We start from the raw sequence: 13,618 nt of genomic DNA on the forward strand, positions 1-13,618 counted from the left end.
CGCCGATGACCGTCTTCACGTCGTACCGACTAAGGAATCGATGATTAACGCAGCGAACGACACGACCGGCACGTCCGACCCCTCCGGCGGGGTCTGGTCCGGTGCCTGGGTGGGTGAGCGGCTCGGGGTCGAACTGGTCGGGGACGAGGAGCTGAGCGCACTGCTGGGGCTCGCGCTGCGGCGCAACCCCAAGCGGGCGCATCTGCTGGTGTCGAACGTCCTCGGCAAGCATGTGCCGCAGTCGCCGGCCGTCGTGCACGGGCACGGGTTCGCGCTGGGCCGCCGGGTGCGGGAGCTGCTGGGTCCGGCGGGGGCACGGACGGCGGTCGTCCTCGGGTACGCCGAGACGGCCACCGGGCTCGGGCACTCCGTCGCGGACGGCGTGGGCGAGGCGCCCTACCTCCACTCCACCCGCCGCCCGGTCGAGGGCGTCCACCAGGCCGGCGGCTTCGAGGAGTCCCACTCCCACGCGACCTCGCATCTGCTGCTGCCGGAGGACCCCACACTGCTCGCGGGGCGGGGACCGCTGGTGCTCGTCGACGACGAGTTCTCCACCGGGAACACCGTCCTCAACACCATTCGCGCGCTGCACGAGCGGTATCCCCGGAAGCGGTACGTCGTCGTGGCGCTGGTCGACATGCGGTCGGCCGCCGACCAGGGGCGGCTGGACGCGTTCGCCCGGGAGATCGGGGCGCGGGTGGATCTGGTGGCCGCGGCGAAGGGGACCGTGCGGCTGCCGGACGGGGTGCTGGAGAAGGGGCAGGCGCTGGTCGCGGAGTACGAGGCGGCCCCGGTGCCGGTGGGCACGGGTGCCGCTTCGGTGGTCAGGCGGGTCGAGCTGGGCTGGCCGGCCGGGGTGCCGGACGGGGGGCGGCACGGATTCACCCCCGCGCACCGCTCACGTCTGGAGAGCGCGCTGCCCGCCATGGCCGGGCGCCTCGCCGACACCCTGCCGCCGGGGGCCCGCCGGGTACTCGTCCTCGGCTTCGAGGAGCTGATGTACGCGCCGCTGGCACTCGCGCGGGAGCTGGAGAAGACCGTCGCGGACGGGGTGGAGATACGGTTCTCCACCACCACCCGGTCGCCCGTGCTCGCCGTCGACGACCCCGGCTACGCGATCCGCAGCCGCATCGTCTTCCCCGCGCACGACGACCCCGCGGACGGGCCGGGGGAGCGGTACGCCTACAACGTGGCCGGCGGTGGCTTCGACGCGGTGGTCGCAGTCGTCGACTCGACGGCGGACACCCCCGCCCTGCACGCCGCCGACGGCCTCCTGGCCACCCTCGCCGCACACACGCCCCGCGTGCTCCTCGCCGTGGTGCCGTCGTACGTCCCGTCGACCACCTGGCCGCCGAGGCCGGTCACCCGCCCCACCGAGCCCCATGCGCCGACGTCCCCGACCCCGACCGTCACCGAAAGGTCCTCCATGCTCCCCGAGCCCCTGCGCGGCCCCGACTTCTCCTCCTACGCGCCCGATGAGGTCGGCTGGCTGCTCCAGGATCTCTCGGACGTGACGCTGGAGGCGCCGACCGAGGAACGGGAGGAGGCGATCCAGAGCGGGGGCGCGCACTACGCGGAGTCGCTGCCGGTGGAGTACCAGCCCAGCGAGCAGTACCAGGAGCTCTTCCACAGCGCGCTGGAGGGGGCCGCCGACCGGATCGCGCTGGCGGTCGGCATCGTCACCGAGACCGTGCTCGCCGAGCGGTCGGCGCGGCCCGTCCTCGTGTCGCTGGCGCGGGCCGGCACACCGGTGGGCGTGCTGATGCGGCGGTGGGCCCAGTACCGGCACGGGATCGAGGTGCCGCACTACGCCGTGTCGATCGTGCGCGGACGCGGTATCGACGCCAACGCGCTGCGCTGGCTGGCCGCCCATCACAACCCTGCCGACGTCGTGTTCGTCGACGGCTGGACCGGCAAGGGCGCGATCACCCGTGAACTCGCCGCCGCCCTGCTGGAGTTCGAGGAGTCCGACGGCGTCACCGGCTTCGACCCGGAGATCGCCGTGCTCGCCGACCCCGGGTCGTGCGTGCGGACGTACGGCACACGGGAGGACTTCCTCATCCCGTCCGCCTGCCTCAACTCGACCGTCTCCGGGCTGATATCACGGACCGTGCTGCGCGCGGACCTCGTCGGGCCCGACGACTTCCACGGGGCCAAGTTCTACCGGGAGCTGGCCGGCGTCGATGTGTCGGTGGACTTCCTGGACGCCATAGCCGCTCGCTTCGGTGACGTCGCGGACGCCGTCGACGCCCGGACCAAGGAACTGCTCGCCACCGATCGCACGCCCACCTGGGAGGGCTGGGCGGCCGTCGAGCGGATCAGCGAGGAGTACGGGATCCACGACGTGAACCTGGTCAAGCCCGGTGTCGGCGAGACCACTCGGGTGCTGCTGCGCCGGGTACCGTGGAAGATCCTCGCGCGGGCCGGGGCGGGCGCGGACCTCGACCACGTACGCCTGCTCGCCGAACAGAGAGGGGTACCGGTGGAAGAGGTGGCCGAACTGCCGTACACATGCGTGGGGTTGATCCACCCGCAGTACACGCGGGGCGCGACCGGCGCCGACGGCAAGGCGGTGGCGGTCTGATGCCGGGTCCTCGGGTACTGGTCGCGAGCGATCTCGACCGTACGCTCATCTACTCGTCGGCCGCGCTCGCGCTGACCATGCCGGACGCGCGGGCGCCCCGGCTGCTCACCGTCGAGGTGCACGAGAGCAAGCCGCTGTCGTACATGACCGAGACGGCCGCGCAGCTGCTGGCCGAGCTGGGGGACGCGGCGGTGTTCGTACCGACGACGACCCGGACGCGCAAGCAGTACCAGCGGATCAATCTGCCGGGTCCGGAGCCCACGTACGCGATCTGCGCCAACGGCGGGCATCTGCTGGTGGACGGTGTCACGGACGCCGCCTGGCACGAGCGGGTCACCGCCCGGCTCGCGGACGAGTGCGTGCCGCTCGCCGAGGTGCGGGAGCGGCTGGAGGCCACGGCGGACCCGGTGTGGCTGCGCAAGCTCCGGGTCGCGGAGGACCTGTTCGTCTATCTCGTCGTCGAGCGTGAGCTGCTGCCCGAGGAGTGGGTGAAGGGGTTCGCGGTGTGGGCCGAGAACCGGGGGTGGACGGTGTCGCTCCAGGGGCGGAAGCTGTACGCCGTGCCGAAGCCGTTGACCAAGTCGGCGGCGATGCGGGAGGTCGCGCGGCGGACCGGGGTGGAGTTGACCTTGGCTGCGGGGGACTCCCTGCTGGATGCGGATCTGTTGCTCGCGGCGGATCGGGCCTGGCGGCCCGGGCATGGTGAGCTGGCGGATGAGGGGTTTGTGGGGCCTGCGGTCAGTGCCCTGCCCGAGCGGGGTGTGGTGGCCGGGGAGCGGATTCTTCGGGAGTTCTTGCGGGCCTCGCGGGAGCGGTGAGGTTATTTGCGCGCCGGTTCCGGTCAGGGGGTGGGGGTGCTGTGGTCGGCGGGCTGCGGGTTGGTCGTGGCTTGTCGCGCCCCGCGGCGGAGCCGCAAATCGATACAGCCCCGCGCCCCTGAGGAGGGGCGGCTGCGCCTGCCCCTCCTCAGGAATCGGGTCACTGCGAACGCCAGTACAGCCAGGGCTGCCCCTGCCAGGACGATCTTCGAGTATGTCGAGGCTATCGCCGTCACCTCCGTCCAGTTGGCGCCCAGGAAGTAGCCGGCCAGGACGAAGGCCGTGTTCCACAGGGCGCTGCCCACGGTGGTGAGGAGGGTGAAGACGGGGAGGGGCATGCGTTCCACGCCGGCCGGGACGGAGATCAGGCTGCGGAAGACGGGGATCATGCGGCCGAAGAAGATGGCCTTCGTGCCGTGCCTGAGGAACCAGGCCTCCGTCCGCTCGATGTCCGCGACCTTGACGAGGGGCAGTCTGGCGGCGACGGCGACCGTGCGGTCGCGGCCGAGGAGGGCGCCGACGCCGTAGAGGGCGAGGGCGCCGACCACGGAGCCGGCGGTCGTCCACAGCAGGGCGGCCAGGAGGCTCATCTGCCCGGTGCTCGCGGCGAAGCCGGCTAGGGGGAGAATGACCTCGCTGGGGATCGGCGGGAAGAGGTTCTCCAGCGCTACGGCGAGACCCGCGCCCGGCGCCCCCAGCAGATCCATCAGCCCGATGATCCACAGGGGCGCGCCGCTCATCGACTCCGCTTGCATGGCTGTCATGGGTGCACGCTAGGCGAGCGAAGCTGAAGAGAGCCTGAGAAAGATCTGACGTCGGTGGGCCGGTGAACGATCACGGTCCGTCGGCCGTTGATCCAAGTGTGTCGATCAACCGCAGCAGCCGCCGCCGCAGCATCCGCCTCCACCACCGCCCGCCCGGGGCGCCGGTGCGGACGGGGCGGCCGAGCCTCCGACGGCGACCGTGGACAGTAGTTTGACCGTGTCGGAGTGGCCCTCGGGGCAGTCCGCGGGGGCGGACGATTCGGCCATCGGGCGGCTCAGTTCGAAGGTGTCGCCGCAGGTCCGGCAGCGGTACTCGTAGCGAGGCATGGGCACAGGCTAACCGGCGTCCGAGGGGCGGGAAGGGGCCTTTGTTCTGGGGGGTCGATCACACTGGCCAAATTTTCACGCTACTGACAGAAGCAGTTGTGAAAGTGACTGATAATTTGTGGTCGCTGTGTGGAGGCCGAAGGGCCGGGGGAAACAGGGGGCTCACGGCCGCGGGTGTGGCGGCTGTGACCATCCACACGGGCGATGCCAAGTGGGGAGGGGGGACAGGAGTGACCGCTGTCCTTTGTCGACCGGGAGCCACGTCTCCCGGTCGGATAGTCGCCGCGCGCGGGCAGAAGGTTGCCGCGCGCCGCCGAACAGTTGCCGCGCATCGCTGGGGCCGCCCGCGTACGGGAGCCCGACGTGACTGACCCGGAGAACATGACGGGTTCCGAGGGCGAGGGCCGCCCGCGCCGCCGAGGTGCCCCGGGCAAGGGGCGCGGGGAGGAGGTGCGGGAGTCCGACCTGACCATGCAGCTGAAGCTCCCCCCTGCCCCGGCGGACGAGACCATGCAGCTGCGGCTGCCCGAGCCGGGCGCGTTCGACCTCCCGCAGGAGCAGCCGAAAGCGGGGAAGCGGGGCAGACGCAAGGCGCCCCGGCCGTCTGTTCTGGCCAGATTCACCGCCGTCGCCGGCGCGCGACTGGCCCCTTTCGCCCCCTTCGTCCAGCGGATGCGGCCGCACTACCCGCGTCCGGGCCGTGCCGACTGGCGCCGCTGGGTGCCGTCCTGGCGGCAGTCGCTGGGGGCCGCGGGGCTCGCCGTGGGCATCAGCGGCATGTTCCTGACCGTCGCCTACGCCGCCACGGACATACCGGCGGACCTCAACACCTTCGCCACCCAGCAGGACAACGTGTACTTCTGGTCCGACGGCACCCCCATGGCCCGTACCGGCTGGGTGCGGCGTCAGGCGATGCCGCTGAAGGACGTCCCCGAGGACGTGCGCTGGGCGGTCCTCGCGGCGGAGAACGCGAGCTTCTACTCCGACCCCGGCATCTCCGTCAGCGGCATCACCCGCGCGCTGGTGCGCACCGTCGGCGAGGGCGACACCCAGGGCGGCTCGACGATCACCCAGCAGTACGTCAAGAACGTGTACCTGACGCAGGATCGTTCCCTCGGCCGCAAGTTCGACGAGGCGATGATCGCCCTCAAGCTCGACAACAAGATGAGCAAGGACAAGATCCTCGAGGGATACCTCAACACCAGCTGGTTCGGCCGCGGCACCTACGGCATCCAGCGGGCCTCCCAGGCGTACTACGGCAAGGACGTCAGCGACCTGAACGTCAGCGAGGCCGCGGTCCTCGCCTCCCTCCTCAAGGGCGCGGGCCTCTACGACCCCTCCCTCAGCAAGGCCAACCGTGAGCGGGCGGTCGAGCGCTGGGACTGGATCCTGGACCGGATGGTGGCCATCGGGAAGCTCTCCAAGGCGGAGCGCGCCACGTACAAGAAGTTTCCCGAGCCGCTGAAACAGTCGAACCAGTACGACACCGGCAAGCAGAGCGACTACCTGGTGGTGCTGGCCTCCCAGTACGCCAAGAAGGCCGCGAACCTCACCGACCAGGAGTTCGACCGGGGCGGCTACCAGATCTACACGACCTTCGACAAGGACCGGCAGACCGAGCTGACCGACGCCGTCACCAAGGCCCGCGAGGAGGTGGCGAAGGACACCCCGAAGAAGGCGAGGACCGCCCACTTCGGCGCCTCCTCGGTCGACGCCGACGGACGGATCCTCGCCGTCTACGGCGGCCCCGACCACCGTCGCCAGGGCTACAACGAGTCGAACGCGACCACCGTCCCGTCCGGCTCGGCCTTCCTGCCGTTCGTCTACGCCGCCGGCCTGGAACACGGCGTCGTGAAGGAGCGCGGCGGGGAGGCTACACCTGTCACCCCGCAGACGGTCTACGACGGGAACGACGCCGTGCCGGTGACCACCCCCGAGGGGCCGTACTGGGACCGGGACGGCGACCAGGTATCCGCCCACAACGACGGCAAGAAGTCCTGGGGCCCGATCACCCTGCACGACGCGCTCGCCGGATCGGTGAACACCCCCTTCATGCAGCTCGGCATGGACACCGGCCTGGACAAGGTGCGCGAGACCGCCGAGGCGGCCGGACTGCTCCGCTCCAGCTTCGGGGCCCAGGTGCCCGCGCTGTCCGTGGGCAGCGCCACGCCCAGCGCGATCCGGATGGCCAGCGGCTACAGCACCTTCGCCGCCCAGGGCAGGCACACCGAGCCGTACTCCGTGCGGAAGGTGACGCACAACGGGTCCAAGGTGGCCCTGAACACCCCGAAGCCGAAGCGCGCGATGGGCGCCAAGGTGGCCGCCGAGGTCACCTCGGCGCTCACGGACGCCTACCGCTCCGACCACCCCACCTCGCCCGGCGCCGCCTCCTTCGAGGTGGCGGGCAAGGGCGGGACCACCCAGGACGACAAGGCCGCCTGGTACGTCGGAACGGCCGAGGACGTGTCGACCGCCGTCGTCGTCTACCGCATCGACCTCACCAGGAGCCTGGAGCCGCTGCCGCTCGACGGGATCGCCGGCACACCCAATTCCGGCGTCCCCTACGACATCTGGTCCAGTGCGATGAGCATCGGCTGACCACCGATGCGCACCCGGACCCGCCACCCTCGCAGAATGAGCCGTACATGAACCCTGGCAGCAAGCCGCACAAAGGCCGCCGTCGCAAGGCGCGTCCGCCGCGCCGCACCACCCGCCCCCAGTTCCTGACCGTGGCCGCGCTCCTCGTGGTCGCCTCGCTGGTCGGCGGCTACCTGGTGCTGAATCGTTCGGCCGACACCGCGCCGACCGCCTCGTCGGCCGGCAGCGGGGACACCAAGGGGTCCACGAAGAAGGAACCCGAGTGGGACGGCAAGGTCAAGATCATCGGGGACGGCTCGACCTCCTACACCGGCCCGCAGACGGGCCGGTTGAAGGCCGTACCGCTCAAGAAGGGTGAGAAGCCCCCGCAGTTCGTCGTCTTCTCCTGGGACGGCGCGCTGGCCGGCGACGACAACCTCTTCGAGCACTACCGGCAGATGGCGAAGAAGTACGACGCCCATATGACGTTCTTCCTCACGGGCATCTATCTGCTGCCCAAGGAGAAGCGGGACCTCTACGACCCGCCGCAGCACGACAAGGGCGCCGCCGCGATCAGCTACCCCACGGACGAACACATCCGCACCACCCTCGAAGAGCTCGGCGAGGCGTGGGAGGAGGGCAACGAGATAGGCACCCACTTCAACGGGCACTTCTGCGGCGACAAGGGCGGCAAGGACTGGAGCGTCGCGGAGTGGAAGCAGGAGATCAAGGAGTTCAACGACTTCGTCGCCAACTGGAAGACCAACACCGGCGCCACCGACCTCGACCCGCTGCCCTTCACCGTCGACGCCGTCAAGGGCGGCCGCGCCCCCTGTCTGGAGGGCCAGGACAACCTGGTGAAGGCCGTCAAGGACTTCGGCTACCGCTACGACGCCAGCTCGCCCGGCGCCTACCAGGTGTGGCCCGGCAAGAAGAACGGCATCTGGGACTTCCCGCTGCAGATGCTCCCGTACAACGACGAGTACCAGGCGCTGTCGATGGACTTCAACTTCCTCTACAACCAGTCGGAGGGCCAGACCGAGGGTGATCCGGCCATGTACCCGACCTGGCAGCAGGAGACCATCGACACCTACATGGCCGGCTTCAACCGCGTGTACTACGGCAGCCGCGCACCCCTGCTCATCGGCAACCACTTCGAGCAGTGGAACGGCGGCATCTACATGAACGCCGTCGACGAGGTCATCAAGACCGTCTGCGTGAAGAAGGACGTGCGGTGCGTGTCCTTCGACGAACTCGCCGACTGGATGGACGTCCAGTCGCCCCAGACCCTGGCGAACCTGCGCGGACTCGACCCCGCCCAGGCTCCCGCCGACTGGGCGACAGTCGTGAAATAAACGCGCGGTTGCCCATTTGTTATACCCCCCGGCCTCTCTTGAGTTGAGGAGGTCATGTAAAGATTCGCTCCCGGGTAAGACCAACCCGGGTCAAGGAGAATCCCAGTGAGATCAAGGACGTTGAGCCTCGCAGGCTCGACCCTCACGGCGGCCGTGCTGGCCTCCGCGCTGCTGCCCGTCACCGCGGCGAGCGCCGCCGCGTCGACGCCCAAGGTCACGAGCGCGACCAAGGACGCCTTCGGTCGCGTCGCGGACAACGTGCTCACCGACCGCACGGCCGTCCTGCTCGGCAGCAAGGCCGCCCGCAAGTCGCTGAAGCCCACCGGTGGCGTCCAGCTGTCCGCCGGCCAGAAGAAGGCCGAGGACGGCAAGCTGTCCGCCCTGAAGGGCACCAAGTCCCGCCTGGCCGGCCTGGGCGAGGCGTACACGTCGGCGGACACCAAGGTCACCGTCGACGGCGCCACGGTCAAGGGCAAGAAGGCCACGGTCAAGGTCACCGAGACCACGACCCTCAAGTACAAGAAGATACGCGGCGACGAGCCCGCCTCCACGGGCTTCGAGGCCCACCACGTCCTCACCTTCACCGCGCGGACGGGCGGCGGATGGCAGCTGACCGCCATGCGGTCCACGGACGGCGGAGCTCCCCGCATCAACGAGCCCGTCGCCCCGGCGGCGGACGCCAAGCTGAGCCGTACGCCGATGGCGATCATCAGCGCCCCGAAGGCCGCCACCACCCGCAACCCGGTGGCCAAGCCGAAGACGCTCACGGGCGGCGCGTACAACTACAACGCGATGGCGACGTACACCGAGAAGTACTGGAAGAACTACAACCCGGCGTACCGCAAGTACAACTCGCTGGGCGGCGACTGCACCAACTACCTCAGCCAGGGTCTCCTGGCGGGCGGCTGGAAGCAGATCTCCACGGTCACGCCCGAGGAGTACGACACCTGGTACTACGCCTCGAACGGTACGGCTGACGCCTGGATCGGCGTCAACGAGTGGTCCTGGTTCACCCAGACCGCCAAGCGGACCACCGCGCTCGCGAACGTCTACCAGATGGACGTCGGTGACGTCCTGCAGGTGGACTTCAACGCGGACGGGGACAAGGACCACTCCATGATGACGACCTACCGCAGCTCCAGCGGCGTCCCCTACCTGACGTACCACGACGCGGACACCTACCGCCGTTCGGTCGCGAGCATCATCGCCTCGTACCCGACCGCGAACTACTACGCGTACCGCACCTGAGCCTCAGGCCTCACCGTGCTCGGTCGGCGCCCTTCCCCTCGGTCTCGGGAAGGGCGTCGGCCCGTTCCGGGTGCCGGGCGCGCCAGTACGGGTTGTCGTGCGGCAGTGCCGTGCCGACCCTGCCGTACATACCGAACGTCATCAGCAGGATGCCGACGACAAAGCTGAACAGGACGTTCTGGATGCGGAACGCCAGGAAGTTGGAGTCGGTGTCCAGCAGGGCCATGTTGGCGAAGCCGCTCAGGATGAACAGGACGCCCAGCGTCATGTTCAGGGTGGAGGCGAAGTTGCCGCCGATCACCATGCCGACGAGCAGCAGCAGACCCACGGCGATCGACAGGACGCTCAGCGTGCCGTTGGTGTTCAGCCCCACGACCTCGTCGCCGTTGGTGTCGAACCAGCCCACCTTGTCGATCAGGCCCAGGATGCCGAAGACGAGCAGGAACAGCCCCATCAGGCCCGCCCCGAACCGGTAGACCCGGCTGAGCCGGTGGTCGACGGGCAGATGCTCGTCGATCCTGATCCGCCGCCGGGGACCCGCGTGCCGCCCCCTGGGCCGCACCGTGTGCGTGGCATGTGTGGCCATGTCCGCCTCCCATCGCACGAGCATGAGCGGAGGCCTGCTTACCTACTCCTTCAGCATCCGCCGGGGCGCTCCGGCGGGCAACCCAGTGGCTTCTCGGCCTGTCCGGCACCCTCTCAGCCCGTCCGGCGTTCGAGGACGAGCCCGAAGGGCGATGGCGGGGGTCTGGGGGCGCAGTCCCCAGGGATGGGACGAGTAGGGGCGGCGGGGGCGAAGAACTCAGGCCCCCGCCCCCCGCTCCTTGCGGATCAGGTCCACCACCCGTGCCACGTTCTGCCGCACCGCCTCGGCCTCCGTCAGGAAGTGCCAGTAGTCGGGGTGACGCCCCTCCAGCGTGGCGATCGCCCGCTCCAGCCGCTCCACGGAGTCGTCCAGCGGCCGCGCGTGCCGCGGCTCGGGCGTGGAGCGCCCCGTCATGGCCAGCCGCTGTGCGTCCCGGATCGCGAACCGCGTCCGGTCGATCTCCTGCTGGGGGTCCTTCTGCACGGCGTTCAGCCGCCGCAGCCGGTCGCCCGCCGCCGAGACCTCCTCGTCGGTGTGGTTCAGCAGCGCCCGCACGGTCGACAGCAGCGAGGTCGCGTCCGGCCAGCGCTGCGCGTCCCGCGCGGCCCGCGCCTCGCGCAGCTTCAGCTGGGCCTGCTCGACGTCCCGCGCGGCCTGGTCCGGCACCTGCTGGAGGTCCTGCCAGCAGGCCGCCACGAACCGCCGCCGCAGCTCGCTCAGCACCTGCGGCACCTGCCCCGCCCGGGTGCCCAGCGCCTCCGCGCGGGTCCGCAGCGACACCAGCCGGTGGTCGATCTCCGCGGCCTTCTCCGGCAGCCGCTCGGCCTCGGCGCGTACGGCCTCCGCCTCCCGTACGACCCGGTCCGCGCGCTCCAGCGTCTCCCGTACGCCGTGCTGCCCCGCCCCCTGGTTGAGCTTGGTCAGCTCGGGCGCGAGGGCCGCGAGACGGGCGGCGAGGTCGTCGGCCCTCAGCTGCGAACCCCGTACGGCGTCCAGGGCGTTGGAGGCGGCGAGCAGGCCCTGCCGGGCGCGCTCCACCGCCGGGACCAGCCGGGCCAGCTGGGTCTCGGCCTTGCCGAGCAGCGGGCCGAGGCCCTGGGCGAACCGGTCCAGCTCCTGCTTGACCCGCCCCAGCTCGTCCTTGGCGGTCGTCAGCTCGGCCCGCGCCCGGGCGGCCGCGGACGCCTCCAGGTCGTCCCGGTCCAGGTCATGGGCGTCGACGGCGTTGATGTACTGGTGGCTGACCTCGTCGATCCGCCGGCCCAGCGCCTCGAAGCCCTCGGCCGCCCGGCGGGCGCCCGGGGAGTCGTCCACCGCCGTGATCGTCTCTATCGAGATCCGCAGGTCCCGCTGGGCGGTGTCCAGCTCGTAGAACGCGGCCGCCGCGGCGTCCTTCGCCGCCTGCGCCTCGGCCCGCTGCCCCTCCGCCCGCCCGCCGAACCACCGCCGGGTCCCGCCCCCGGCGAACGCGGCGGGCAGCACGAGGGCGGCGAGGAGCGGGAGCGCGAGGAGGACGACCGCGTCCCGTCCGGCGGAGGACCGGCGGGGGCGCGGGGCCCTGCGGGGCCGGGGCGCGCGAGGGCCGGCGTACGGCGGTCGGGACGGGGGTGGGTCCGCTGGTCGTGGTGCACGGCTGTGGGGTTGTTGTGCGCTCGGCACAATCGGCGTGTACGGCTCTGCAGGTGTCGCCGTCACATCCCTCTCCCGTGCTGTCATCCACCCTGACCGGTGCCATTCTCCCACCGGTCAAGGACGAAAACACGGGTCGATCGGTTCGAGGTTCCCCCAAGACCCTCGGTCCACTCTCAGTCCAAGGTGCGCACGTTCACCGAGCCGTCCTGGCTGTGGGCGGTCACCACATGGGAGCTGCCCTTGTCACGGGGCACCGACACGTCCACGGAACCGTCGTCGCTTCCGGTCTCGACCCGGTACGACGTGTCGCGCGGCAACGCGATACTGATCGAGCCGTCGTCGCTGCGGGACTCCACCAGGTCCGGTACGACGCCGAGTTCGAGCTTGACCGAACCGTCCTGCGTGCTCACCTTGACGCTCCGGGACTCGACCCCGAGCGCGCGCACCGAACCGTCGTCGGTGTGCAGCTCCAGGGGCCCCGTGGAGTCGCTGACCCGTACGCCACCGTCGGCCGACCGGACCTCCAGCGGCGCCGCGAAGCCCTTCGCGGTCACACTCCCGTCGTCGCTCCGCGCGGCGACGGCGACCCCGCGCGGCACCTCGATCCGGTGCCTGGCCGAGCAGTCGGCGACCACACCGGAGCACTTCATCCGCAGGGTCAGCCGGTCGTCCTTCATCTCCCAGGTCACCCGCGGTTTCCCGCCGACCATGACCCGCCCCTCGAACCACCGGGTCACCTCGACCTCGTCCACGTCCGCCGCGACCAGTTCGAGCGCCGAGTTGTCCGAGTCGACCGTGAGCGTCCGCCCCTCCAGGGCGAAGCTCCGGTGCTCCGGATCCCGGTCCTCCCCGGCATCCGCCCCGCACGCGGCGACGGACGCCATGAGCGCGACGGCGAGACCTGCTACGGCCACCGCTCCCGTGCGGGACCTGCGAGCCGTGCGCGTCGTACGAGCCGTGCGTGCCATGACGATTCCCCCTGGGGCCTGGATTTCAGCTGTCCCCCGACCGTACGGAGCGGACGCGATCGGGAGGATCCGGGCCGCTCCCGGATCAGGGGTGGGGATAACCCCCCGGACGGCCTCCGGGACGGCCCCGATCGGGGGCCGGATATGGGTTTGTGGGGCACGCCCCCGGGCAATGTAGGCTGTCGACTCGTACTCGGGCGTGTAGCTCAGGGGTAGAGCGCCTGCCTTACAAGCAGGATGTCGGCGGTTCGAAACCGTCCATGCCCACCGGGACGAAGACCCCGGCCGTGATCGGCCGGGGTCTTTCGCGTCTCAGGACTCGTGGGCGTGCTTCAGACGGGTGCGGGCCTCGACCTTCTCCTCGGCGGCGACCTCCGACCAGAAGCGGTGGCAGCTCACGAAGACCGCCAGTTCGCGCTCGCGCTCGCGGAGCTTCTCGACCTCGGCCTGCTCGTCGGGTGTCCAGCCCGGGGAGGCGGGGCGTTCGATCTTGCGCCAGCCGTTGTCGTCACTGAAGCCGTCCAGGGGTTCGACCGACCAGGGCAGCCGCTTCAGCAGTGCCAGGAGCTCGGCCCGGACCTGATGCAGCTCCTCCTGACCGGCGAGGAGGTCGCTGGGGAAGTCATAGGTCTTAGCCACGCGGCAATGGTACGCCTGTTCGATTTTGGGATGCGAGTTCCTTCTGTCACTTCGCGCGCGGGTTCATCCGAACGGGTGGGCCGGGTGAAGGAGGTCCTTGAGGAGGGTGATCGACCCCCA

At 70.5% G+C, this 13,618-nt stretch carries 11 protein-coding genes and 1 tRNA gene; 6 read left to right on the top strand and 6 right to left on the bottom strand.

Translation table 11 applies throughout. The features are described 5' to 3' along the window. Nucleotides 1-40 precede the first annotated feature (40 nt). Together ABT147_RS09070 and ABT147_RS09075 are read left to right on the top strand one after the other, a co-directional pair. Nucleotides 41-2,584 (top strand): phosphoribosyltransferase, encoded by a 2,544-nt coding sequence (locus ABT147_RS09070; RefSeq protein WP_351403579.1) that lies wholly within the window; start codon nt 41-43, stop codon nt 2,582-2,584. Continuing rightward, on the top strand, nt 2,584-3,402 hold the full coding sequence (locus tag ABT147_RS09075) for an HAD family hydrolase (RefSeq protein ID WP_351403580.1): 819 nt from the start codon (nt 2,584-2,586) through the stop codon (nt 3,400-3,402). Before ABT147_RS09070 ends, ABT147_RS09075 begins: the two co-directional genes overlap by 1 nt. 23 nt (nt 3,403-3,425) lie before the next feature. On the opposite strand, the gene ABT147_RS09080 is transcribed toward ABT147_RS09075, so the two are convergent. After that, nucleotides 3,426-4,157: a DedA family protein gene (locus tag ABT147_RS09080; protein WP_502983060.1), complete on the bottom strand. Its 732-nt coding sequence runs from the start codon at nt 4,155-4,157 to the stop codon at nt 3,426-3,428. Nucleotides 4,158-4,271: 114 nt separating this feature from the next. Continuing rightward, nucleotides 4,272-4,493 carry an FmdB family zinc ribbon protein gene (locus ABT147_RS09085; protein ID WP_351403582.1) on the bottom strand — a complete coding sequence of 74 codons (222 nt, stop codon included), beginning with the start codon at nt 4,491-4,493 and terminating at the stop codon, nt 4,272-4,274. Nucleotides 4,494-4,964: 471 nt separating this feature from the next. Here ABT147_RS09085 and ABT147_RS09090 point away from each other — a divergent pair, with 471 nt between their 5' ends. From ABT147_RS09090 to ABT147_RS09100, 3 genes are all read left to right on the top strand, one after another. Further along, nucleotides 4,965-7,091 carry a transglycosylase domain-containing protein gene (locus ABT147_RS09090; RefSeq protein ID WP_351403634.1) on the top strand — a complete coding sequence of 709 codons (2,127 nt, stop codon included), beginning with the start codon at nt 4,965-4,967 and terminating at the stop codon, nt 7,089-7,091. Nucleotides 7,092-7,138: 47 nt separating this feature from the next. Continuing rightward, nucleotides 7,139-8,425, top strand: coding sequence for a polysaccharide deacetylase family protein (locus ABT147_RS09095; protein ID WP_351403584.1), 1,287 nt, complete (start codon nt 7,139-7,141; stop codon nt 8,423-8,425). A 105-nt stretch (nt 8,426-8,530) separates the two neighbouring features. Further along, nucleotides 8,531-9,673, top strand: a complete 1,143-nt coding sequence (locus ABT147_RS09100) for an amidase domain-containing protein (protein WP_351403585.1) — start codon at nt 8,531-8,533, stop codon at nt 9,671-9,673. A gap of 10 nt (nt 9,674-9,683) precedes the next feature. Here the strand turns inward: ABT147_RS09100 and ABT147_RS09105 are convergent, their stop codons facing one another. From ABT147_RS09105 to ABT147_RS09115, 3 genes are all read right to left on the bottom strand, one after another. Continuing rightward, nucleotides 9,684-10,259 carry a DUF4383 domain-containing protein gene (locus ABT147_RS09105; protein ID WP_351403586.1) on the bottom strand — a complete coding sequence of 192 codons (576 nt, stop codon included), beginning with the start codon at nt 10,257-10,259 and terminating at the stop codon, nt 9,684-9,686. Between the two features lie 216 nt (nt 10,260-10,475). After that, nucleotides 10,476-11,954, bottom strand: coding sequence for a hypothetical protein (locus ABT147_RS09110; protein ID WP_351403587.1), 1,479 nt, complete (start codon nt 11,952-11,954; stop codon nt 10,476-10,478). A gap of 110 nt (nt 11,955-12,064) precedes the next feature. Continuing rightward, the gene (locus tag ABT147_RS09115) at nt 12,065-12,859 is read right to left on the bottom strand and encodes a DUF4097 family beta strand repeat-containing protein (protein WP_351403588.1); all 795 of its coding nucleotides are present in this window, start codon (nt 12,857-12,859) and stop codon (nt 12,065-12,067) included. A gap of 195 nt (nt 12,860-13,054) precedes the next feature. On the opposite strand from ABT147_RS09115, the gene ABT147_RS09120 reads away from it, so the two are divergent. Then, nucleotides 13,055-13,126 (top strand) — tRNA-Val (locus ABT147_RS09120). 45 nt (nt 13,127-13,171) lie between these two features. On the opposite strand, the gene ABT147_RS09125 is transcribed toward ABT147_RS09120, so the two are convergent. Next, nucleotides 13,172-13,498, bottom strand: coding sequence for a DUF8825 domain-containing protein (locus ABT147_RS09125; RefSeq protein ID WP_351403589.1), 327 nt, complete (start codon nt 13,496-13,498; stop codon nt 13,172-13,174). Nucleotides 13,499-13,618: the final 120 nt, after the last annotated feature.

The sequence above is a fragment of the Streptomyces sp. NPDC001868 genome (genome assembly GCF_040297125.1).
Classification (GTDB): Bacteria; Actinomycetota; Actinomycetes; order Streptomycetales; family Streptomycetaceae; genus Streptomyces.